At 34.3% G+C, this 23012-nt stretch carries 21 protein-coding genes; 13 read left to right on the top strand and 8 right to left on the bottom strand.

Going from position 1 to position 23012, the window contains the following annotated elements; all coding sequences use genetic code 11:
* Window positions 1-132: 132 nt before the first annotated feature.
* Complete coding sequence (locus BLT80_RS10665) at window positions 133-570, bottom strand: TlpA family protein disulfide reductase (protein ID WP_092467754.1); 438 nt, start codon at window positions 568-570, stop codon at window positions 133-135.
* A 630-nt stretch (window positions 571-1200) separates the two neighbouring features.
* Here BLT80_RS10665 and BLT80_RS10660 point away from each other — a divergent pair.
* From BLT80_RS10660 to BLT80_RS10630, 9 genes are all read left to right on the top strand, one after another.
* Window positions 1201-3162 (top strand): DUF2779 domain-containing protein, encoded by a 1962-nt coding sequence (locus tag BLT80_RS10660; protein ID WP_092467752.1) that lies wholly within the window; start codon window positions 1201-1203, stop codon window positions 3160-3162.
* On the top strand, window positions 3155-4144 hold the full coding sequence (locus BLT80_RS10655; protein ID WP_092467750.1) for a helix-turn-helix transcriptional regulator: 990 nt from the start codon (window positions 3155-3157) through the stop codon (window positions 4142-4144). Before BLT80_RS10660 ends, BLT80_RS10655 begins: the two co-directional genes overlap by 8 nt.
* 117 nt (window positions 4145-4261) lie before the next feature.
* A complete protein-coding gene (locus BLT80_RS10650) occupies window positions 4262-4579 on the top strand; it encodes a DUF3892 domain-containing protein (protein ID WP_092467748.1) in 318 nt (105 codons plus the stop codon).
* 5 nt (window positions 4580-4584) lie between these two features.
* A complete protein-coding gene (locus BLT80_RS20400) occupies window positions 4585-4716 on the top strand; it encodes a hypothetical protein (RefSeq protein WP_262508030.1) in 132 nt (43 codons plus the stop codon).
* Complete coding sequence (locus tag BLT80_RS10645) at window positions 4717-5772, top strand: CBASS cGAMP-activated phospholipase (RefSeq protein ID WP_092467746.1); 1056 nt, start codon at window positions 4717-4719, stop codon at window positions 5770-5772.
* The gene (locus BLT80_RS10640) at window positions 5699-6808 is read left to right on the top strand and encodes a CBASS cGAMP synthase (RefSeq protein WP_175455589.1); all 1110 of its coding nucleotides are present in this window, start codon (window positions 5699-5701) and stop codon (window positions 6806-6808) included. Before BLT80_RS10645 ends, BLT80_RS10640 begins: the two co-directional genes overlap by 74 nt.
* Window positions 6798-7265 (top strand): type II CBASS E2 protein, encoded by a 468-nt coding sequence (locus tag BLT80_RS20090; protein ID WP_092467742.1) that lies wholly within the window; start codon window positions 6798-6800, stop codon window positions 7263-7265. Before BLT80_RS10640 ends, BLT80_RS20090 begins: the two co-directional genes overlap by 11 nt.
* Before the next feature lie 95 nt (window positions 7266-7360).
* On the top strand, window positions 7361-7585 hold the full coding sequence (locus BLT80_RS19865) for a hypothetical protein (protein WP_139181050.1): 225 nt from the start codon (window positions 7361-7363) through the stop codon (window positions 7583-7585).
* Between the two features lie 10 nt (window positions 7586-7595).
* A complete protein-coding gene (locus tag BLT80_RS10630; protein ID WP_092467740.1) occupies window positions 7596-8195 on the top strand; it encodes a DUF6642 family protein in 600 nt (199 codons plus the stop codon).
* 40 nt (window positions 8196-8235) lie between these two features.
* On the opposite strand, the gene BLT80_RS10625 is transcribed toward BLT80_RS10630, so the two are convergent.
* Window positions 8236-8622, bottom strand: coding sequence for a DUF302 domain-containing protein (locus tag BLT80_RS10625; RefSeq protein WP_092467738.1), 387 nt, complete (start codon window positions 8620-8622; stop codon window positions 8236-8238).
* 370 nt (window positions 8623-8992) lie between these two features.
* Window positions 8993-14542 (bottom strand): FG-GAP-like repeat-containing protein, encoded by a 5550-nt coding sequence (locus tag BLT80_RS10620; RefSeq protein WP_092467736.1) that lies wholly within the window; start codon window positions 14540-14542, stop codon window positions 8993-8995.
* A gap of 401 nt (window positions 14543-14943) precedes the next feature.
* On the opposite strand from BLT80_RS10620, the gene BLT80_RS10615 reads away from it, so the two are divergent.
* On the top strand, window positions 14944-15738 hold the full coding sequence (locus BLT80_RS10615; protein ID WP_092467734.1) for a hypothetical protein: 795 nt from the start codon (window positions 14944-14946) through the stop codon (window positions 15736-15738).
* A 644-nt stretch (window positions 15739-16382) separates the two neighbouring features.
* On the opposite strand, the gene BLT80_RS10610 is transcribed toward BLT80_RS10615, so the two are convergent.
* The 3 genes from BLT80_RS10610 to BLT80_RS10600 all read right to left on the bottom strand — a co-directional run bounded on the left by BLT80_RS10610 (window position 16383) and on the right by BLT80_RS10600 (window position 18668).
* Entirely contained in the window at window positions 16383-17111 is a 729-nt protein-coding gene (locus tag BLT80_RS10610) for a hypothetical protein (protein ID WP_092467732.1), read from the bottom strand.
* Window positions 17112-17220: 109 nt separating this feature from the next.
* Entirely contained in the window at window positions 17221-18096 is an 876-nt protein-coding gene (locus BLT80_RS10605; protein WP_092467730.1) for a YihY/virulence factor BrkB family protein, read from the bottom strand.
* Between the two features lie 65 nt (window positions 18097-18161).
* Window positions 18162-18668: a redoxin domain-containing protein gene (locus tag BLT80_RS10600; RefSeq protein WP_092467728.1), complete on the bottom strand. Its 507-nt coding sequence runs from the start codon at window positions 18666-18668 to the stop codon at window positions 18162-18164.
* Window positions 18669-18937: 269 nt separating this feature from the next.
* Here BLT80_RS10600 and BLT80_RS10595 point away from each other — a divergent pair, with 269 nt between their 5' ends.
* Window positions 18938-19678, top strand: coding sequence for an SDR family oxidoreductase (locus BLT80_RS10595; protein ID WP_092467726.1), 741 nt, complete (start codon window positions 18938-18940; stop codon window positions 19676-19678).
* A gap of 32 nt (window positions 19679-19710) precedes the next feature.
* Window positions 19711-21105: an NAD-dependent succinate-semialdehyde dehydrogenase gene (locus BLT80_RS10590; protein ID WP_092467724.1), complete on the top strand. Its 1395-nt coding sequence runs from the start codon at window positions 19711-19713 to the stop codon at window positions 21103-21105.
* 75 nt (window positions 21106-21180) lie between these two features.
* Here the strand turns inward: BLT80_RS10590 and BLT80_RS10585 are convergent, their stop codons facing one another.
* Window positions 21181-21372, bottom strand: a complete 192-nt coding sequence (locus tag BLT80_RS10585) for a cold-shock protein (RefSeq protein WP_020897145.1) — start codon at window positions 21370-21372, stop codon at window positions 21181-21183.
* 204 nt (window positions 21373-21576) lie between these two features.
* Between BLT80_RS10585 and BLT80_RS10580 the strand changes: the two genes are divergently transcribed.
* Window positions 21577-21840, top strand: coding sequence for a hypothetical protein (locus BLT80_RS10580; protein WP_092467722.1), 264 nt, complete (start codon window positions 21577-21579; stop codon window positions 21838-21840).
* Window positions 21841-22009: 169 nt separating this feature from the next.
* Here BLT80_RS10580 and lpxD read toward each other — a convergent pair whose 3' ends face one another.
* Window positions 22010-22999 (bottom strand): UDP-3-O-(3-hydroxymyristoyl)glucosamine N-acyltransferase, encoded by a 990-nt coding sequence (gene lpxD, locus BLT80_RS10575; protein ID WP_092467720.1) that lies wholly within the window; start codon window positions 22997-22999, stop codon window positions 22010-22012.
* Between the last annotated feature and the right edge of the window lie 13 nt (window positions 23000-23012).

Genomic DNA, 23012 nt, shown 5'->3' with positions numbered 1-23012 from the left:
AAAAGACATAATAAAAAAGATATAGAAGCTATCACTCAAACTCCTAATGTCAGTTCGAGTGTCCCGACCCTTTAGTCGGGATGTATCGAGAACCTTCTAAAAAAACAGATCACAAACTATACAGTACATAATCTATTTTTCCACAAGACTTTCTAAAGCATAAAACAAACGGTTTTTAGCATTTCCTTGAGAACCAAAAATTGAACGATACAGCACACCATCTTCAGAAAGTAAAACCCATTGTGGTGTCCCTTCAGATTGAAATTGATCAAATACGTGATGATTCTTATCTATATAAATAGGAAACGGAATGTCACCACTAGTAAAAATACTTTTGATATTCGCTTTGGTACCTATTCTACCCGGAAAATCCGCATGAATCCCTACAACTTGTATAATAGGAAAGGTTTGTTGAAACTCATAAGCCAACGGAATAGCGCGCCCTGTGCAACCTAAACAATCATTATTATAAATAATTAGCAACAGAATCTTGTGTTTATAGACTTGCATCAAATCTACAGGAACACCATCTAAATCAACGACGTTTATGGAGGTAATAGGGTTGGTCATGGTACAACGTATAGGGAATAGTGAAGATAATCGTTTTCTAAAGACCTACAAACATTACAGACCAATGACGTCATTTTTCTGAAAGATGTTATGATAAATCTCTCGTCTATACCTGTAAAGTTACTCTGATTATTTAGATATATCAACTTGTTAACCCACTACGTCAGTTCGAGTGTTTCTTAATGCGAAGTGTAACGAAGAATTAAGAAATGTATCGAGAATCGTTGCGTCAGTTCGAATGTCCCGACTTTTTTGTTCGGGATGTATCGAGAGCCTTCTAAAAAATTAAGAATAGACTTTTCTAATGGACACTTATTTGGTTCTGGTAGATTTGCTGGGTTTATAGATAGCGAATACCGTTCGGCTTTGATTTTTGAGTTGGAGTGAATAGCTAAACGAGAAGAGTAGATGGTTATAGGGTTATGAATTTTAGAATAAACACTCTTTTCACGAAGCATATATAATAGTTTAGTATATGTGGAAAGGCTTTTATAATGACTTATTTTCAGTCGTTTACGGTTTCCCATAAAGTTACTTACTACAAATTATATTATATTTGAATACTCCCCTATATTAATGTGCATATCTTACTTATTGTCTAGACAATGCCAATTATCTGTATCCAAAATTATGAGAGTATTATCAAAATCAAGATTCAAACTTGGGTTAGAATGTCCAAATAAACTTTTTTATACTGGTAATAAAGAATATGCCAATATTAAAAAAGAAGACACCTTTTTAGAAGCATTAGCTCAAGGCGGTTTTCAAGTTGAGGAACTTGCAAGAATGCATTTCCCAGGTGGCATACTGATAGATGAAGACACTTGGGAATATGAAAAAGCATGGAACCTAACTCAAAATCTTTTAAAACAAGAGAATGTAATAATTTATGAAGCCGCTTTTTTAGTTGAAGGATTATATATAAAAACAGATATTCTAGTAAAAAAAGGAGATGTTATTGAATTAATTGAAGTAAAGTCTAAATCATTTTTACCAGATGATGATTATCTATTTATTGGTAAAAAAGGAGGAATGGTCGCAGGTTGGAAACCTTATTTATTTGATGTTGCGTTTCAAAAGTATGTTATGCAATTATGTTATCCTAACTGGAAAATAGAATCTTTTATAATGATGGCTGATAAATCCAAAACAGCAAGTCTTGATGGATTAAATCAATCGTTTAGGATTACTAAAAAAGGAAATAATCGAACTGGTATAATTAACAAAGTTGATAAAGTAGAGCAGATAGGGAATTCAGTTTTAGAGAGAAAAAATGTTACACAAATTATAGATGAAATTGAGTCGAATAAATATCAGTACCACGCAAATTTAACCTTTCAAGAATCTATTGAACTATTCAAAGATTTGTATGTAAATAACACTTATGCTAATTGGCCAACTTCATATAGTTCTTGCAAGAAATGCGAGTTTAAATTAACAGATGAGACTGACACAAAATTAAAATCCGGCTTTAAAGAGTGCTTTTTTAAGCAACATAAATGGGGAGAATATGAATTTAAGCAACCTAATATATTTAATATATATGATTTTAGAAAAGGCAACAAATTATTTCAAGAAGGTATAATTTTTAAAAAGGATTTGACAGAAGATAATATAGGTCTAAAAATAGAAGCAGAAAAACTTACAACCTCTAATCGACAATGGCTACAAATAAAGAAAGAAGTAAATCAAGATTCTTCAATTTATGTTGATAAAGAAGGACTAAATAATGAATTTGAAAAATGGAAATTTCCATTACACTTTATTGATTTTGAAACAAGTACCTCTGCTTTACCATTTAATAAGGGCCTTAAGCCGTATGAACAAGTTGCATTCCAATTTTCTCATCATATTTATCATAAAAATGGAAAAATAGAGCATGCCAATGAATACATTAATAATACAATTGGAGAGTTTCCAAACTACAAATTTATTAGAGAATTAAGGAACGCTTTGAGTAGTGATGAAGGTACCATTTTTAGATACTCTCATCATGAGAATACAATTTTAAATGCTATTTACATACAGTTATTAGCTTCTAATGAAAAAGATAAAGAAGATTTAATGAATTTTATTAAAACGATTTCACATTCCAAAAAGGATAGTGCAATTCAGTGGTCTGGAAAAAGAGATATGGTAGATTTATGGGACATTGAAAAACGTTATTATTATAACCCTCTAACCAATGGTTCTAATTCTTTAAAAGAAGTTTTGCCAGCTTCAATCAATTCTAGTCCTTTTTTATTAAATAAATATTCTCAACCAATAGGTCAAATAAATTTAACGAGTAAAAATTTCACCGATGATCATGTATGGCTAAAACAAGAAAAAGAAAATTTATTAAACCCATACAAAGTATTACCTCCTGTTTTTGAAAACTGGACTGAAGATGAAATTGAGAATACTCTTTCTGAAATTGATGGAATAGCTGATGGTGGTGCAGCAATGACAACATATAGCAAGATGCAATATACAGATATGACTCAAATAGAAATCGACGAATTGAGTGCTGCTTTATTAAAATATTGTGAGTTGGATACTTTAGCTATGGTAATGGTTTATGAACACTTTAAAGAATTAGTTTATGCCTAGAAATAAAAATGCTTATATAAGACATCGACTTATTGATAGCCTATTAAGGGATAAGGATTATGTTAAGACTAATGACATAATTGATAGACTTTATGAAAGACACGATATTTCAGTTGGATCTACTACAATTAATAAAGATATAAGAGATATGCAATTGGAATTACATGCACCAATCAAATATTCTAATCAAAAAAAAGCATATTATTATCCAGATGATGTTGACGATATATTTCCAGCAATAGAATTAAAAAATGATGAACTAAATGCTTTATTATTTTATACAAAGAATATAGCACATTATAAAGATATAGGAATTTTTAAGGATTTCACGAATGCAATAGATAAGGTCGTAGATGCAGTTAAGATTGAAGCTAGTCAACAAAAGGCATCCAAGAGAATAATTATACAACCTGAAAACTTCCCCAAATTTCAAGGAAGTGAATTAATCCCAGAAATTATAGCTGGTTTTGACACTAATTTTAAATTCAATTTTGATTATAAAAAGCATAATTCAGAAGAAATAAAGAATCATACAGTAACCCCCATTTTATTAAAGGAGTATGACCACTTGTGGTACTTAATAGGTAAAATAGAAGGAAAAGAATTTGTAACAATTTTTGCCCTTGATAGAATAATAAATTTTGAATTGACTGACGTCGATTGTGAAGAAATAACAGGCTTTGATTCTGATAAATACTTTAATCATGCCTTTGGTATTTCAGTACCTGACGGAGAAGTGGAGGATGTTATATTGGAATTTGATGCTTGGAGAGGTAAATACTTGCTTTCATCCCCAATTCATAAATCACAAGAATTAATAAAAGAAGAAAACGGTAAATTGACTTTTTCTTTTAAAGTAGTTCCATTTCATGAATTACACTCCAAAATATTAAGCTATGGAAGTTCTGTTAAGGTTTTAGAGCCAGAAAGTCTTCGTTTGAGAATTAAAGAAATGCTTAATAATACCCTTAAAAAATACTAAAATTTATATTTTTTTTCATCACGCAAATAGAGTGCGTCATGTGGTTGTTTATTTGTATCGTTAAATAGTTTGAATGTATGAACTATTAAAAAAAAGATAATTTAAACATATATAAAGATGGCAAAACTTGCAAACTTTTTCATTTCAGGTGTTTGGAAAGATGTTAATGATAACATAACACACGTATTACTTCATAAAGTTAACGACGATAATTCTTTCAAATTTGGAGACAAAACTGACGAACAAACAGTAATAAAATTACTCAAGCAAAAATTCTTAATAAAAACTATAACCTGGGGATATCCAAATTGGTCAATTGGAGCAAAAGTAACCTATGTCTCGAATAATGGACGAGAATTTCTTAGAACTGTAGCAAATGCAACGGTTAAAGATAATTTAGATAACTCATTAAACATGAAACCAATAAGAAGTTAATTATTATGGCAAGACAAAGTAAAAGAGGTAGAGATGCAGGAACTGGACAGTTTATCACTATCAAAGAAGCAAAGAGAAGACCAAAAACAACAGTTATTGAAACTATAAAAGTTGGAAGAATAAAAAAAAGAAAATAAGTGAATCAGAAGAAATTTAAAATATTATCAATTGATGGAGGGGGAATAAGAGGCGTATATCCTGCTAGATTTTTATCAAAACTTGAAGCTAGTATAGGTGAACCTATAGCTGATCATTTCGATTTAATTTGTGGTACATCAACAGGAGGAATACTTGCTTTAGCTCTAGCACTAAAAATTCCAGCTTCCGATATCCAGAATCTTTACGTAGATAATAGAAAATTAATTTTCCCATCATTATATAGGAGATGGCGTTTTGGATTGAGAAGAGCAAAATATAACAATACAAAACTTGAAGAGCTAATAAGAACAAAGTTTAAGGAGGCAAATAATGGCATAGAACCTCTTATTTCAGATTTATGCACAAGAGTCTGCATTACTGGATATGACCTTATAAATGCAAAACCTAAAGTTTTTAAAACACCTCATAAAGATTCTTATGTAACTGATTTACATATTCCAGCATACCAAGTAGCAATGGCAACAGCTGCAGCACCTACTTATTTTAATCCTTACTCTAATCATTACAAAGTTAATGAAGGTAAGGATAAAGAAGAATTTTTAATGCGTGTTGATGGAGGAGTATTCGCAAATAATCCAGCTCTTATTGGATTAACAGAGGCGCATTGTGCGTTACAAATCGCTTACAATGACATTGAGTTATATTCTATTGGCACAGGACAAACAACATATAATGAGACGCGTTCTAAAGTATTGTTCGGTTGGTTTGGAAAAGCATTTGGTAAAATGTATTGGATATCAAAAATTAGAATTTTAGACTTAATGATGCAAGCACAATCAAGACATGTACACGATTTGTGTAGTATTTATGCTGGTGGCACAGGCAGTATTAAAAATAAAGTGTTTGAATATTATCGCATACAAGAAGAATTGCCAAGTAGTTTTAAAATAGCTATGGATTCTAATAAAAAAATTAAGCTAGAAAAGCTAATGAGCATGGCAAGCAACAAATATCAAAATCATGGGCAATCTATTATCACAAGTATTAAAAGTAGTAGTAGGAGGAATGATTATCCATCAATTAACAAAAAATGAACATTTAAAAATAAACGATATGGCAAATTGCAATAAGCTGTTTTTAGATTATAATAACAAACTAAAATTAACATCCTCAAAAATTAAGAGGATGAAGACAGCAAGAGAGAATATTAAAACTAAGATTACAGAGTATTTTAAAGATAAATCTAAGTACAGTTTTACAGGTACGTGGATTCAAGGATCTTATAAAATGGACACAATCATACGTACTGATGATGATACTTGTGATATGGATTTGGGTGTATATTTTAAAATGGTAGATTCAGAAGTTACAGCCGCTACAGTTATGGATCAAGTATTTAAAGCTGTAGAAGATATTACTACTACAACACCTTCTAAAAAGAGTAAATGTATTAGGGTTGTATATAAAGGTGATTTTCATATTGATATCCCTGTATATCATTATAACACAAACGAACATAGTCACCCAAGGTTAGCCACCCGCTATAATGGTTGGGAAGAAAGTGACCCGAAAGATTTTTACGACTGGTTTAATAACCAAAGCTCAGATGACTTGCCGCAATTAAAACGCATTATTAAATATTTAAAGGCTTGGTCGGACAATAAAAAAGGAAAATTCCCTTCAGGTTTGGCATTTAGCATATGGGCAGTAAGCCTTCTAAATATTAATGAGCGTGATGATATTGCATTGTATGAATTACTTAAAAAAATCCGAGATGATATTAGTTATAGTTGGTCTTTAAAAATGCCAGTAACACCATTTGATGATGTATGTAAAAAATTAACATATGAGCAAAAATCAAACTTTAAGGATGCACTTGAGGCTTTTATTAAAGATGCGAAAGACGCAATAGAATCAAAAAATCAACTTGCTGCAAGTACATTATGGCAAAACCATTTAGGTAATAGATTTCCTGAAGGAGCAGATGAAGATACAGATGCTAAAGAAGCTGACTTAAAAACCATTTCTGAAAAAGTTTTATCAAGTACAGCATACACGCAAAGTTCTGGAGCAATAACCTCTCAAACTACGGGTGTAAAGAACAAACGTCACACAAGTTATGGTGGTTAAAAAATTTCATAAAAACAGATTCAAATCACGTGAGCAAAATCTGCCAATAAGATTAATACTTATTAGGGAGAAAAAGCTCATTGAATCACATTATAACTTTTTAGATTGTAAAATAAAACAGAATAAACTAGTATGCACTGGCATAGTAAAGCCAACAAAACAATCAAACGAGTATAGCATAAAATTAATTTATGATGGTTTGAATGCTCCAAGAGTATACGTGGTAGAACCAGAAATTGAGTATCATGATGATATTCACATATACCCAATAGAAGGGAATCTATGTCTTTACCATCCTGAAATAGATAATTTTCATTGGAATCATAGAAAGAACAACGTCCATGATACTATAATACCATGGGCATTAGAGTGGTTTATCTATTATGAACTATATCATATTACAGGTAAATGGGAACATCCATTTGTCGCTCATAATGTAAATAGACAAGGAAATTAAATTATTATCGCAAATAGGGCAGGATCTAATTATATCTCACCTACAGATTATAAGATAGCCCAAGAACACTTTAACGCAGTTAAACTTGGCTTGATGTGGAGTATATAAGTATGGCTTTGCCTTATGTATATTTACAAGGCTCATTTAACCTTACAGTTCAACATACTTCTAGACACTTTCATATAGTCGGCAATAACATCTACAGTCAGCAATGGTACGTTTATACTGTTATCGATTTAAGACCTCACAAAATTTCATACAAAACCACTAAAAAGATTAAAAGCATTCTATTAATTTCGCACTTTACAAACGACGCATAAATTTAGAAGCTTGCTAGAAAAAAGACCACAAGTACCCCAAGAACAGATCACAGAAACAGAGTATTTTATTTATTGCTTAGAAGGAGTAGATGATATAGACACCAACACAGTAACCGAAGCACAACAAAACTTAGAGCAATTGGCCCTAAACTATGGCATAGCTAGTATATATAAAACTTGCGACACCATTGAAGGCCTAGAAGACAGCTTAAACGCACTGGTACTAGATGATCATAACTTTAAGGATTATGAAATCATCTATTTGGTAATTAGGGGAGAAGCCAATAACATTTGTTTAAATGACTATTACTATAGTTTACAAGAAATTGCAGAACTTTTTGAAGGCCAATTAAACGGAAAGATTTTACATTTTTCAAATGCCAAAATTTTGGATCTAGACGAAGAAGAAGCACAATATTTTTTAGATATCACAGGAGCCAAAGCGGTTTCTGGCTATGGTCATGCCTATAATGGTATAGCGAGCACAAAACTAGATGAAGCCTTCTTTAATTTATTTAAAGAAGATGATGATATGTTTGCTGTGATAGAAGAATTGCACCATAGACATTATAACGCCTGCAAATTATTGGATTTCAGATTGTATTATTAAACGCAGTGTCTTATAAAGAAACACCACCAACTAACAACCATCAAAGCCTATCAATCACAGCCTTTAGCTTCACAGTAATTTCTTCTGCAATCCCTTTTAAAGCGTCATTTTCCACCGCTTGCATAGAAGCCATAGGATTAACAGCAGCCACTTCAATATCACCAGAATCTAATTCCTGCACAATAACATTACAAGGCAGCATGGTGCCAATTTTATTTTCCGCTAATAAAGCTTTATGAGCATACGGAGGATTACAAGCTCCTAGTATTTTGTAATTATTAAAATTAACATCCAGCTTCTTTTTAAGCGTGTCTTTAATGTCTATTTCCGTTAACACGCCAAACTGTTCTGTTTTAAGTGCAACGGTAACTTTTTCTACGGTATCGTTAAAATTACCTTTTAAAATTTTACTAAAATAATAGTTCATAATACGTTGTTTTTAAGGTTAATAATAAACACAAACCACATACCATAAGGTACAAAAAATCAACCCAAAACACGAGATAGTAACGGGTTAAATTGATATAATCGTAGTTGGTATATCATAAGGCTTCACCAACACAATATAATGCTTAAAATTAAGCAGATCAGCTAATTCGTATTAACGCCATACCATAATATATTGTCGCATCTCATCAAACGCTGAACGTCACACTCTACACTCTACACTTTACACTTTACACTTTACACTTTACACTTTACACTAAACACCGAACACACTGAACACCGAATACTGAACACCGAACACTGAACACCGAACACCGAACACTGAATACTGAATACTGAATACTAATAATCTAATAAATTATGACTTTCTGAGTTTTGCTTTGAGTACCATTAAATACTTTTACTAAATACACACCACTTTCTATCCTCGAAATATCAACGCTGTTAATTACATCGAAGTGATTTAGTGGCGAATTCAATACTAATCGGCCTTGTATATCATATAAACTTACCGCCGTATTAGCACCTAACTCTCCTTTTATAATTAAGGTTTTTGGAGTAGTGGTGGTATAAATTTGTACATAATCATACGTATTGTCAACTACGGATAATACAGACGATGAGACACGAAGATAAAAACGACCTGTACCATTCAGGGCTACATTTGGTGTAAATGTATAATCACCAGTATTTAATAAGGTGACTGTATTAGCGACATGATCTTCCAAATAAACGTCAACGTTACTTGGCAATGTAGTTTCACGTATACTAAAAGTTATTTGCTCACCTTGATTTGAATTCACTCCCAAAGGAATTAATGTATTCACTAAATCTGAAGGATTTAAAGCTTGTAAAGCTACTGGAAGCCCAGTGTTATCTTCTACTAAATGCGAGTAGAGTGCAAAGCTAGGCGCTACATTACCTAAAATTTTACCATCGTATCCTAAGTCTAAACCTAAGCTTGCATTGTCGTTAAAATAGAATTCAGTACTATAATCAGTGTTTGAAGCATTGATGTTAAGCTTTAAAAAGGTTAATAAATCGGAATTACGTCCAACAATAAAATCATCATCTGCACCTTTGACACGCATCGAAGAATCAAAAACAATATAATTATCTTCATAACTTCCATTTGAGGCAACATAGAACCCTTGTCCTGGCGCCATTAATTTGACACTAGCATTGGCTAATGTAATAACATCCCATTTATTGGCGACAGTACCGCCTGCATAACCATATATACCAGACATATTGTCTAAAACATCCACATTTCTTAAGATGGGATCCGTTCCGTTAGATATAACAAATTTCAAAAACAAATCCATATCAAGATAAGATGGGTAAGGATTACCTATTAAATTCCAATCCGTAAATAGGGTGCCAGTATTTAAAATATCTACAGCAATTGATGATGGAGGTACTGTACCTGTAAATGTTAAATTCGTTCCAGGAGCTAAACTTGGATCTGTTCCCGCTCTGTAACCTGTTCCGCTTACTAAAGTTAAAGTCGGAGACTCAGCATCAGCACTTGTATAGTTTATATAGGAATCGGCCGTTTTATCAAAATGACCAAAAGCATAGGTTATGGGGTCAGTACTACCATTATTTAATAAGTCTGTAGCATTCGTATCTGAAGCTAAAAAATCGGCCCATGTCTGCCCAGAAAGGGGTGGTGAAATTAAATCATTTCCACCGACATTAGAATTAACAAAGCGCTCATATTTCACGATGCCCTCAACCGTTCCATCAACTATTAAACTAGAATATAACTGAGATGTCGATTTTAAAGTCGTTGTGTTAGCAGATAATGTAACACCTGAATTTACAGTTAATGCGGCACCAGCTTCAACGGTTATAGTATTAACGTCAGTATCCATAGAAATTACAGCTTCACCGGCTGCGACTATAATATTATCATTAGAAGAAGAGACGCTGTTAGGGTCATTCGGAGACCAAACGTCGTTATCATAGGTATAAATTATTGGTTCTTTGCAGATTTTGGTAACCACAAAGTCATCAATTCCTGCTTCTATAATATCACCACCATTTGGGCCATCAGCCGCAGATACTCTAATGACTAAACTTGAGTTTTCTGGAATTTCCGCTGTGGCTTCAGTCCAATATGCTTGTACGGTTTCATCTCCATATGATGCAAGGGTCGTATAGCTGTTACCACCATCAAGTGAATATTCTAGTAAAAAGAAATCACCTGCATCACCACCAGCATCACGTTGACCAAAGAAATACCAAATTGATAAATTGGACTCATCAGCAATGGAATAGATAGGTGAAGTAGCAATGGAAACACCACCGTCAATATCATTAACGCCTACTGAAGTATTTGTTGCTGTGAAAAATGCGTTTGTTCCTGTCGTACTATGATCATCTTCTGGTTGTGTTTGTACACCTCCATCCGATTCTTCTGTTGGATTTGCAATAATAAAGGTTCCAGAAGTAGCAGTTCCTGATGTTATCCAATCGGTACCAGTTCCGTTTTCAAAATCTACATCAATAACAGTTAAGTCAATGCCTTCACATGGGATGGGACCCACACAGAAATTAGTGGTCTCAGAGTTTTCAAAGTTTCCACCAGAAGCAACTTCTAATCCATTAACTGTTACAGTATAGGATCCATTGCCGTATGAACAGCAAATACCATCTCCATAAGCATCATTAATAATAAAGTCATAACAACCATCCTCAAGGCATGCGTCAACAGTGATTGTAGAGCCATCTGCTTCATTATCATAAGTTCCACCGGAAGCAACAGTAGTTCCGGAGCTGTCTAGAATAGACCAGCTTGTTTCTTCTGGATAGTTATCAAATGTAATTGAAACAACGATGTCTGTACAAGGAGGTGGTTCTGGGCAAGCATCTGGACAAGATCCACCACAATCAACTCCAGTTTCATCACCATTTTGAAAGCCGTCAAAACAGGTTGGCGTTGGTTCGGTTTCAATAATCTTTAAAAATTGATTAATGGCCGGATTAAGAATTTCATCAACAATCCCTGAAGGCCATTTAACGACCACTTTATCAACTTGAGTGCTGACTCCTAGTCCGAAATGTTGCGTAAACGAATTTACCAAACCATAACCTTCCCCAGAACGAACATCTCTTATTTGTATGCCCCAAGAACCATGTAATTCTACTCGAGCACCAATACCGTTTATATTACTAATAGAACCTTCTAATTGAATATTAAGATAGTTGTTTGAATTACCATTATTAAGCCAAATTCTATCTTTTGTTGTAGTTGGTGAATTGAATCCACTAGCATAGCCAGCATAAATATCTAAGAAACCATCATGATTAATATCTCCTACAGAGAACGACTGAATTTGATTGGAGTTAAACGGATTTGTTGCATTCTGAAACGTACCATCCCCATTATTATAGAAAAGGAAGTGACTATCGGTTCCTGATATCATTAAATCTAAATAGCCATCATTATTGAAATCTTTAAAGAAACCTTGAATGGCTAAATTATTTGTTGAATTCAGAGTTGGTAATAAACCGCTACCTGAAGTAATTTCGGTAAAGGTTCCGTCACCATTGTTACGCATTAAATTAGGAGCTTCATAATGATTGACTATAATAGCATCTAAATCACCATCATTATCAATATCACCAAAATCAGAAAACCAGGTTTGAGCACCTATTTTAAGATTAGCTTGTTCAGCAACTTCAGTAAAATTGTTATCACCATCATTCTGCCATAACATGTTTATACGGCGCGGATCATTAGGGCTGCTAACACCACCTCTACATTTAGAAATATATAAATCCAGATCACCATCATTATCGTAATCCATCCACATACTCCCATAATTCCCTGAATTATCACTAGTTGGAGTCGTTTCAGTGCTTATTAAATTCGCATCATATGAAAGTGTCCCATCTTGATTGTTTTGAAATGCTCGTGCTTCCGCGTCATCATGACAAGCAAAAATGTCTGCCCAGCCATCGTTATTGATATCGACAAAATTTACACCTTGTAAAAATATATTTGAGTTTGGTATATTAGACTGCGAGAATGAATTGTTACCATTAGCATTCTTAATAATTTTTAAGTTGTCATAAGCACCACCAGACACAATATCATTATAACCATCATGATCAAAGTCAGCAACGGCAGTACCCCATTGGTTGTTGTTACTTACATTACCGTAATTGTAGCTTGTAAACTGTTGTCCAGCTCCATTTTGATATTGAATACGAAGACTTTTAGCATTGTTAAATTGTACAATATCATCTTTTCCATCGCCGTTCATATCAATGACTCCCATAGGTAATCCACTAAAGTTGTCTTGACCAAGAAGCGTAGTTCCATCAGAGAAAGCAACTGCGTTTCCACCAGGGTTACTAGTGTTCACTGCAATTATAGTGCTTGTTTGGTCAGATTGTAAACCATCACTTACCGTTAGTGTTGCTGTAAATTCACCCGAAGTCGTATATACATGATTAATTGTAAGTCCTATACCTGTATTACCATCTCCAAAATCCCAAGAATACGTTAAAGGATCTTCATCAGGATCAGTAGAAGCAGATGCATCAAAACTAACACTCAAAGGCGCAGGTCCAAATACTGTAGATGCTGAAAACAAAGCTACTGGTGGAGAAGACGTTGTGGGCGTTAGACTATTAATCCAATCTTCAATTAATTGAACACCAGCAGTATCAACAACATCTTTAGCCAAAGGTGGCATTTCAATACCAGTTTGTGTAGAATTCATTCTAAAATGCGCCATTGAATTCGAAACATCTTGAGGAATGATCACCTTAGGGTCATTTAAACCTTCATCATAAATAACATCTCCATAAATAATATTTTGATTTCCTAATGGAGTGGTATATCGCGCATCAAACATAGCGATATTATCAACAGTTGGGTTGTGACAACTTGAACAGTTGACATCGATATAAGACCTTGCTCTATCTTCTATAGAAGCGCTTAAATCGTCTTTTGCAGCAACCGCTGAGTAACTACTTACATTACTGTCGGTAATAGTTTCTGTGATAAGTCCAAGTTCACTAAAATTAACGAGTTGGTTCATCGTAATACCTGAACTAGGATATAAAATAGAGGTATTAAGGTTTCTTGTTTTTGGTCCTAAAACACTACCATTTTGAGGAAAGTGACAAGAAGAACACTCAGCTCTACTTGGGTAATGCCAAGATTGGGTAACTCCGTTTACAACAACGTCTTCATCAACAGCATCATCTAATAGCGTTGCATCGGTTTGGGCGCTATTCCACTTATAAGTTAAATAATAATAAACGTCATCGTCACCCTTAACTTCAAATCGTGTTTCAAGACGTTTTCCTCCAACTTCAAAATGTTTAATTAAGACTGAGCCTTGAGGAAAATCCCAAGCTTCATCATTTGAAAATGTTATTTGTTCGTTAGCAGTATCATAAGAACCATCGTTTGGTATGGCCATCCATCTTTTTTTGGCAGCTCCATCAGACCAAAAAGGTTCGATCATATCATAAGGGATGAGCCCTGGACTAGGGGTCAACGCACTCAAATTAGAGAAAGCTCCAGTTTGTGACAGTAAGGCCGGAATACCAATATTACCCGATGGAGTAGTGGTTGGCATATTTCCATTAAGAAACTTTGCAATAGCTACAGCAGTAATGGCTGGGTTAACTAATGCAACGGATTGAGATGTATTTGAGTTTATAACCTTATCCCGTTTTTCAAAAGTGGGAATCGTATGGTTATCTTGTAATTGTTGAAGCGTGTAAGATCCTGACGTTAGTTTTTCATGATCTGAAACCGCTAAAAGTTCATAGTCTGAATAATTTGAAGAAGTCGTTCGAGACTCATAAAAATATAGAACTGTAAGTGTTGCAATTGCTATACTTAAAGATGTGATAAGTTTCTTGTTAGCCATATTCGATGCGGTATTAACAGAAAAATACAAGTAAAAAAAACATGTGCTATATCTCGAAAGAAACGAAAGCGGTCATGAAGAATCTAGCGGGTAGTTTTATGTCATATTATATTGATAGTTGGTTTTATTTGGTAAGCTTGAAATAATTTCAAAAATAATTTCGGCTGAAAACTAGCTAATATTAACTCCTTATTATAATATTTTCGTTTATCGTATTGATTTAAAGGTTAATAGGTTATGATTTATTTTTAACGGATATTAAGGTAATTGATAGCAACTGAGCGTTTGATGATGAAGTATTATAATTAACATTAAGAGTCTAAACACTTAATCTTTAGGTGAGTAATACAAAATAACAACTATTTTTACTATTTTGTAACCCATAAGTAACTCAAAACCAGATGTCCAGACAAAAGGGAATCCTAAAACTCGTAGGCACTTTAAATGGAAAATGCTTTTACCAGCTCAATGGCCAATACATTGTGCGCAAAGCTGTAGGGCCGTCAAGAGAGCGCATTAATAACGATCCGGCATTTGTAAATGTAAAATGTAATAACCAAGAGTTTGCAGCAGCATCACAGCTCTCAAAAGCCATCCGACGAGGCTTAGAAGACAAAGCCAATCAGTTCAAATACAACTATATGGCGAGCCGTTTAACAGGCTGTTGCCGTAAAATCATTCAAAAGGGGAGTGGTCAGTTTGGAGAAAGAGAGGCCAATCTTTTTAATACCCCTTCAAACCTCATAGGCTTTCAACTCAATAAAGACTTAGCGTTTCACCAGCTATACAACTCAAAACTCAATGTTACAGCCAATACACAACGCCGTATAATTACAATAGAGTGTTCACAAAGCACAACAAACCAACATTATAAAATCCCAAAAAAAGCCACACATTATCAGCTCACAGCAGCCATAAGTTGCGTCTCTAAATTACAATGGCAACCCAATGAAAAGGCATATCGAACAGCGTATCCAGAACAAAACACTTTGGGTGGCGCTATACAAAGTCCACCATTAAAACTCAGTACAACACACCACAATCTCAATTTACAATGGCAAACGCCAACGCAAAACGGCATTCCAACAGATGTAGCAATTACGGTATGGCTAGGGATCGCATACCTAAAACAGCAAAACCAATCCTACCATACATACAGAACACCACAAGCCATGCAATGCATAGCCATAATTTAGTAAACCATCAACTAATAACTAAACACCAACAACCAAAAGAACATTATGTAAAATAGAATCAAAACACCCCAAACAGTGCCTAAACCAATAATAACAAGGGCGCACCGTTAATTCACAGCTATACCAAATATGAGGTTCACCCGTAGTTACTCCGGGTCTAATCCGGGTTAAAGCCGTGTCTGAGCCATGACGCATTCGGGTCTGCCATAATATAGCACCAATTGAATCCTATAGCTTAATCAGAATACAAAAAGCATCACAACGACATAAAGTTATATAAATCGCGTATTTCCTAATTATAAGTCTACAGCTCAGAATATGAAAGTTATCAGTAACAGATAAACTAACATATATAAAACGTACAAACGAGTTAGCTAACAATGAGCGTGCACATAAAATCGCTAACGTTTTAGGACTCAATGAATCATTAAAGAATTATGATGATGTCAAATAGCATACAAAAGGTATATTACTATGATAAATCTGCGAGTTGATGCGACTAGCTGTGTGTCACTAGAACTATGATGATGTCAAATATCGTCCAAAAGCGCTATTCCGCTAATTATTATAAATTGTCCTATAATTTATATTATGTAAAATAGACTTTCAAAAAATCCCCCTACTTAATTGTATCCATCTAATTACTAATTCGCAACACCCATCTTTTCTTTTAAAGACGCTTTAGCATTTTTAAGATCATAATAGAAACCATTCACAATATCACCATAAGCCTTTATGTATATAAATCGCAATGATGCAATTCTTGCTTTATGATTTTCGTCTTCTAGTAGATACTTAACGCAATCTGTTTTACAACTAAAATCTGTAATCAATTCTGTGTACCAAGATTGTGTTTTTTCCAAAATTTCCAGATTACCTGTTATCTTATCATAAATAATGCGTTCAATATCACTAATATTTTTAAAATATAATTTATAAGTTCCACTTAAATCAATTAGCTTTTCCGAGGCTTTTGTATCGTCTAACTCGGCATTATCAATCCAGTTTATTACATGTTCGTCGAGGGCTAATTCTGTCACTTCAAACAATATCATGGAAAAGACATTCTTACCAGCGGCTTTGGTTTCATCAAAATCGCGTTCTAAGTATTTTAAATACACCTGATCTAATGTGTCTAATTCTTTTCTAAAATAATCTACAGTCGCAATATCACGCTCCAATTGCACCAAAACTTTGTCTTGTAAACTTCTGTTGGTATTTGCTATTTGTCGTTCATTATTCCAATTATTAATCCATAAGGCAATCAGAATTCCAATAACAACAAGAATAATTTCACCAAAGGCATACACTAAATAATTAGTTAATTGCTTACCTTTTAATAGTCTAAATCTAATTTTATTGAACAATTTCATGGCTTTAAAATACAAAAAAAGTCCATCCTACAGAGATTGACTTTTAAAAAAATAAGCGATATAAATTTAGTGGACCTTTACTCCACTTTAAAGTACTTCAAAAAAAGACTTAAGAGATATGGTCATTTTCAACATATTGATCCGCATATGCCTTTGTAAAATGCGCCCCAAATAATAATATTAAACTCGAATACGACACCCACAGCATAATTAAAATAATAGAGCCCGCAGCACCATAGGTGGAACCTGGCTCCATGGTATTAAAATACCACGCCAAGAGATACTTACCTATTAAAAATAATATGGTGGTCAATGCGGCTCCTGAACGTACCGATTTCCACGTAATCTTTGCCGATGGTAAATATTTAAACATCGTAGCAAACAAAACATAGATAAAGGTTAAGGATACCAGAAAGTCAATCACAAACAAATAATCGAATAGATTCTCTGGCAAGAATTTGTTTAACTGTCGACTAAACGTACTCAACAATGAGGTTAATACAAAACTGGTTAACAATAAGAATCCTAGAATTAGAATAAACCCAAAACTCTTCACACGACTCATTAATGTAGCCACAACATCATTTTTATAAGCCGGTTCTTGTTCCCATATCTTATCTAAAGCAGATTGTAATTGAAAAAACACTCCCGTAGAACCATATAACAACGTACCAATACCAATTACAGTAGCAAATACCGAAGTTTCTTGGCCGCTCTGATTTTCAATCATGGTTCTAATAGCGTCAGCAGCGTCGCTTCCTATAGCTTTTGATATTTCTCCCAACAATTCCCCGCGTACAATATCTTCTCCCCAAACACTACCGACCACTTTCAAAATAATAATCACCAAAGCCGGTAGCGATAACACGGCATAGTAAGCCACAATAGCACTCCGCTGAAATGGTTCACCAGCAAACCAAGATTTCCCAGAAGCCACCAACAAGCGCGGTAAGTGTTGAATTTTAAATGTGTTTGAATCACTCATAGTATATCAGGATAGAAAAACGTAAAGCCATGACCGACTTTACGTTTTATGTATATTTAGAACTATTAAGCCTCTCCTCTAGCCGGATAATCTTTATCTAGTACAAACTTAATTGCACCAATAACGTCATCTAAGCCTGGTCTAGCAAATGGCATGGTCTGTATAGACGCACAATACAATTCTTGATTCGGTCGTATCACAAACAATCCAGGTTCTATAAAGGTTTCGGGCTCTTTCTTAATCCCTTTTGAAATAAATAAGCCCCATTCGCGAGCTTCTTCTATTGGAAATTCGTAGCCCAAAGGCACATCAGCAATATCCCATTCCTCATAGGTTTCCTTTGCTATGGCCTCCGTATCACTACTAACGGCAATAACATTCACTCCCAAATCATCAAACTTCGATAGCTTCGTTTGTAATTCTTCTAAGTATTTTTTACACACCGGACAGTGAAGACCTCTATAAACAATCAATAAGGTAAAGGCTTCTGGCTTCTGTTTACTTAAGGTCCATTCCGTACCATTGACTAAATTTAGGCTTAAGTCTGGTGTTTTCTGTCTTGGTTTTAACATGTCTTTTATTTTTAATGAGTCAACTTTAATTTAAAGCTAGTAGAGTCAGCTTATCAATGTATAAAATTAGAAAGAACACATAGCATTCATTACCGCATTCAATAAGAATCTTAATGGTAATGAAAAGCAACACTAAATTTTAGAGTGGGCCACTGCCCTATTTCTATCCTATTACTATTTACGGCAATATTTATCCCATTACCGTTAAGTGAATCCTACAATAGGTTGCAATTTAGTAGTCTATAAATAATTATTAAAACACCGAAGTCATGGATTTAACAGATAAGACTATTATAATCACTGGAGCATCAAGTGGAATTGGAGAAGCTACAGCTAAAAAACTTGCTAAAGATGGAGCTCAAGTGGTTTTAATGGCAAGACGAGAAGAAAAATTAAATGATATAAAACAAGCCATCGAAAAAGAAGGCGGAACTGCTTTAGTCGTTACTGGCGATGTGACCAAAAAGAAAGATTTTGACCATGTTGTTTCTCAAACCATTGAAAACTATGGAAAAGTCAACGGTTTAGTGAATAATGCAGGACTCATGCCCTTATCTTTTGTTGAAAAACTAAAAACAGAGGAATGGGAACAAATGGTAGATGTAAATCTAAAAGGTGTGCTCAACGGTGTTGCCGCAGTACTACCCAAAATGAAAGAAAATAAAGGAGGCCATATTATTAATATTTCATCTATGGCTGCACATCGCTATTTCCCTGGTGGTGCCGTATACTGTGCCACTAAAGCTGCAGTAAAAATGTTTTCGGAAGGCCTAAGACAAGAGCTAGCTCCTAAATATGGTATCAACGTCACGTCTATTGAGCCAGGTGCCGTAGCAACGGAGTTAACCGATACCATTACAGATGAAGACATTAAAGAAAACTTACAGAAAATGCAAGAGATGACCACCTTAGAAGCTGAGGATATTGCCAATGCTATTCATTATACACTATTACAGCCTAATCGCGTCAACATTAATGATATCTACTTGGTACCAAGCGAACAACAATAAAAGGAAAATTAAAGCATAAAAAAATTGAAACTATGGAAACGAAAATAAAAAAAGACACATTCACAACTACTAATCCTGCTAATGGAAAAGAATTAGCATCATATACCTATATGACGGATGATCAGGTAGAATCAACAGTAAAGAAATCGCACGACGCATTCTTAAAATGGAAAATGAAGTCCTTTGAAGAACGCGGAAAAATTATAAAAGCCATAGGAAAAGAACTTCAAAATCACAGAACAGAATTAGCAGAATTAATGACGGATGAAATGGGAAAACTTCTCAAACAAAGTCATCAAGAAGTTGATCTATGTTCTGGGATCTGTGATTACTCAGCAGACAATGCTGCAGAATTTCTAAAAAGTGAAAAACGTGAATTACAAGATGGAGGAAAAGGGATTATTACCTACGCTCCTATGGGTGTAATATATGGTATTCAGCCTTGGAATTACCCGTCATATCAAGTCATACGTTATAGCATCGTCAACTTAATGGCAGGAAATAGCGTATTATTAAAACATGCTTCCAACGTCACAGGAACAGCGAAATTATTAGAATCTATATACAAAGCCGCAGGTTTACCAGAAGACTTATTTAGTGTAATGATTATCAATCATGAGCAATCGGATGAACTCATTAAACATAAATTAATAAGAGGTGTTACCTTAACGGGAAGTCCTGTTGCTGGTGAAGCTATAGGTGAAAAAGCAGGGAAAGCATTAAAAAAATCAGTTTTAGAATTGGGTAGTAATGATGCCTATATGGTACTTGAGGATGCCGATTTAGAACTAGCAATAAAGACCTGCGTTATGGGACGTATTTACAATAATGGTGAAACCTGTATTGCGGCAAAACGCTTTATTGTGGTTGAGTCTGTCTATGATGAATTTAGAGACGGCTTTGTAAAAGCAATGAAAGACTTAAAATTGGGCGACCCTACTGATAAAGCTTCCAAATTAGGACCTATAGCTCGAAAAGATTTAAGAGAAACCCTACATGAGCAAGTTGAAAAAAGTATCAAAAACGGAGCTAAAGTACTTTGTGGTGGTGAAATACCTGAAGGCGACGGCTACTATTATCCAGCTACGGTATTAGAAAATGTGACTAAAGGTCAACCCGCTTATGACGATGAACTTTTTGGACCTGTAGCCGCACTTATCAAAGCTGAAGACGAAGAGGAAGCGATGCGTATTGCTAATGACAGTCGTTTTGGACTTGGTGGAGGTATCTTTTCTAAAAACGTTGATCACGCTATAGAATTAGCCGAAAAACACTTTGATACGGGCATGGTCTTTATTAATAAATTTGGAACAGCCTATCCTAATATGCCTTTTGGAGGAGTTAAAGATTCTGGATATGGACGCGAGCATGGTGGTTTTGGTATGAAAGAATTCGTCAACGTAAAATCCATTATGATAGGAAAATAATGCTATCAAAAAATAGCGTAACTAAAAAGCCCATCACAATGTGATGGGCTTTCATAACTGAGGTTAAGCGATATATTAGATAACTTTTACATTTACTGCGTTTAAACCTTTTTTGCCTTCTGTAAGATCAAATTCTACTTGGTCTCCCTCACGAATTTCATCAATCAATCCAGAAATGTGGACAAAATGTTCTTTGTTAGAACCTTCTTCTGTAATAAATCCGAAGCCTTTAGCATCATTGAAGAATTTTACTGTTCCTGTACTCATAATAATATTATATTTAATTTTAATAATTACTTAGTAGTATTCAAATATGATGCCACAAATTAAATAGCGTTAATTATCGGATTTATAAGCGATTAAAATCATCTTACCGATAAAACCGATCCCTACAACAAACATGTTTGAGTCTAGATAACTTTGCCTATACCTTTGCTTTAGATCTCCCTCTATCTATTAAATCTAAATATTATGGAAACAAAATTCTCATTGTTTAACCAGATTAATAGTTTATGTTACTGGTTATTAGTATCAAGCGATTACAGAACTTCAGTTAAATTAGATGCAGAAAATGACACTTATAGTGTGAATATCAAACATTGTGGCGTAGAACTTTATGCCAACAGCATTAAAGGATTCAGTAAAAGAAATGCCACCTTTTTAGAACATGAATTGGATGGTATGGTTGCAGGCTTATTACATCTAAAACAAAATGTAGAGCAGAAAACAGCTTAATATTTAAGTCCTAGTTTAATTTTAAAATAATAACGTCAGTTCGAGTGAATTTGCCTTAGCAAATTTGTATCGAGAACTATTTGTAGTAAAGAACTTCTCGATACAAAATTCCAAAAAAAGAAATTTCACTCGAAGTGACATCCATGTACTTATTTAAAAAAGGATTAATCTAGCGCGCTAGTTTTCTAAGCGCCACCCATTGTTTCAACATCTCTCTAGAATCCACAGCAGGATAACCTAATACGGTTTTTCCAGCAGCAACGTCATTCATAACACCAGAACCGGCACCAACAGTTGCTCCTGAGTGAATTGTAGTATGATCTTTAATAGACGCAGAGCCACCAATAATAACTCCATCACCTAGAGTTACAGAACCTGCAAGTCCAGAACTTCCTGCCATAATACAAGAACGTCCAAGGACACAATTATGTGCAATTTGAACCAAATTGTCAATCTTACAACCGTCTCCTAATATCGTAGAACTGAATTTACCGCGATCTACACAAGAGTTAGCACCAATCTCAACAGCATTACCAATGACAACATTACCAATATGAGGAATCTTCACTAAGCCTCTACCATCATCACTTGGTCGGTATCCAAAACCATCAGCTCCGATACTCACATTATTATGAAAAATACAATGGGTTCCAATAACTGAGCGTTCTCTAATTATAGTACCAGACCAAATTGTAGTAAAGTCACCAATAGTGGTTTCATCTAAAATCGTCACATTCGGATAAACAGTTACGTTTTCTCCTAAAACAACATCTTTACCAATATAAGAACCCGCACCTACTCTACTTCCATTACCTATTTTAGCAGATTTATCGATTGTTGCAGACGGATGAATGTCAGTTTCAAAATGTGGAGGTTTAGGCGTAAAGGTTTCAAGTAATTTAGCCATGGCTAAATCGGCATTCTTTACTTTAATAAACACACGATTCTCTCCAGGTTCAATATCAATATTATCATTAACAATAGCTAAACTCGCTTTAGAGTCTTTCCATAAACCTGCAAATTTTCGGTTCCCAATAAAGGTCGCCTGATGTTCATTTGCCTTCTGAATTTGCTCTAATCCAGTAATTTGATTCGTAGTTTCGCCAAAAACTTCACCATTAATAATGGCATTTATGTCTTCTATTGAGAATGATTTCATGAGTATTAATTTG

Source organism: Winogradskyella thalassocola (assembly GCF_900099995.1).
Taxonomy (GTDB): domain Bacteria; phylum Bacteroidota; class Bacteroidia; order Flavobacteriales; family Flavobacteriaceae; genus Winogradskyella; species Winogradskyella thalassocola.
This window is presented reverse-complemented; position numbering and strand designations above follow the sequence as displayed.

Bases quoted from the DNA above. Each gene is read 5' to 3' on its own strand.
- BLT80_RS10665 (WP_092467754.1), bottom strand. From the start codon at position 570: ATGACCAACCCTATTACCTCCATAAACGTCGTTGATTTAGATGGTGTT.
- BLT80_RS10660 (WP_092467752.1), top strand. From the start codon at position 1,201: ATGAGAGTATTATCAAAATCAAGATTCAAACTTGGGTTAGAATGTCCA.
- BLT80_RS10655 (WP_092467750.1), top strand. From the start codon at position 3,155: ATGCCTAGAAATAAAAATGCTTATATAAGACATCGACTTATTGATAGC.
- BLT80_RS10650 (WP_092467748.1), top strand. From the start codon at position 4,262: ATGGCAAAACTTGCAAACTTTTTCATTTCAGGTGTTTGGAAAGATGTT.
- BLT80_RS20400 (WP_262508030.1), top strand. From the start codon at position 4,585: ATGGCAAGACAAAGTAAAAGAGGTAGAGATGCAGGAACTGGACAGTTT.
- BLT80_RS10640 (WP_175455589.1), top strand. From the start codon at position 5,699: ATGGGCAATCTATTATCACAAGTATTAAAAGTAGTAGTAGGAGGAATG.
- BLT80_RS20090 (WP_092467742.1), top strand. From the start codon at position 6,798: ATGGTGGTTAAAAAATTTCATAAAAACAGATTCAAATCACGTGAGCAA.
- BLT80_RS10625 (WP_092467738.1), bottom strand. From the start codon at position 8,622: ATGAACTATTATTTTAGTAAAATTTTAAAAGGTAATTTTAACGATACC.
- BLT80_RS10620 (WP_092467736.1), bottom strand. From the start codon at position 14,542: ATGGCTAACAAGAAACTTATCACATCTTTAAGTATAGCAATTGCAACA.
- BLT80_RS10615 (WP_092467734.1), top strand. From the start codon at position 14,944: ATGTCCAGACAAAAGGGAATCCTAAAACTCGTAGGCACTTTAAATGGA.
- BLT80_RS10610 (WP_092467732.1), bottom strand. From the start codon at position 17,111: ATGAAATTGTTCAATAAAATTAGATTTAGACTATTAAAAGGTAAGCAA.
- BLT80_RS10605 (WP_092467730.1), bottom strand. From the start codon at position 18,096: ATGAGTGATTCAAACACATTTAAAATTCAACACTTACCGCGCTTGTTG.
- BLT80_RS10600 (WP_092467728.1), bottom strand. From the start codon at position 18,668: ATGTTAAAACCAAGACAGAAAACACCAGACTTAAGCCTAAATTTAGTC.
- BLT80_RS10595 (WP_092467726.1), top strand. From the start codon at position 18,938: ATGGATTTAACAGATAAGACTATTATAATCACTGGAGCATCAAGTGGA.
- BLT80_RS10590 (WP_092467724.1), top strand. From the start codon at position 19,711: ATGGAAACGAAAATAAAAAAAGACACATTCACAACTACTAATCCTGCT.
- BLT80_RS10585 (WP_020897145.1), bottom strand. From the start codon at position 21,372: ATGAGTACAGGAACAGTAAAATTCTTCAATGATGCTAAAGGCTTCGGA.
- BLT80_RS10580 (WP_092467722.1), top strand. From the start codon at position 21,577: ATGGAAACAAAATTCTCATTGTTTAACCAGATTAATAGTTTATGTTAC.
- lpxD (WP_092467720.1), bottom strand. From the start codon at position 22,999: ATGAAATCATTCTCAATAGAAGACATAAATGCCATTATTAATGGTGAA.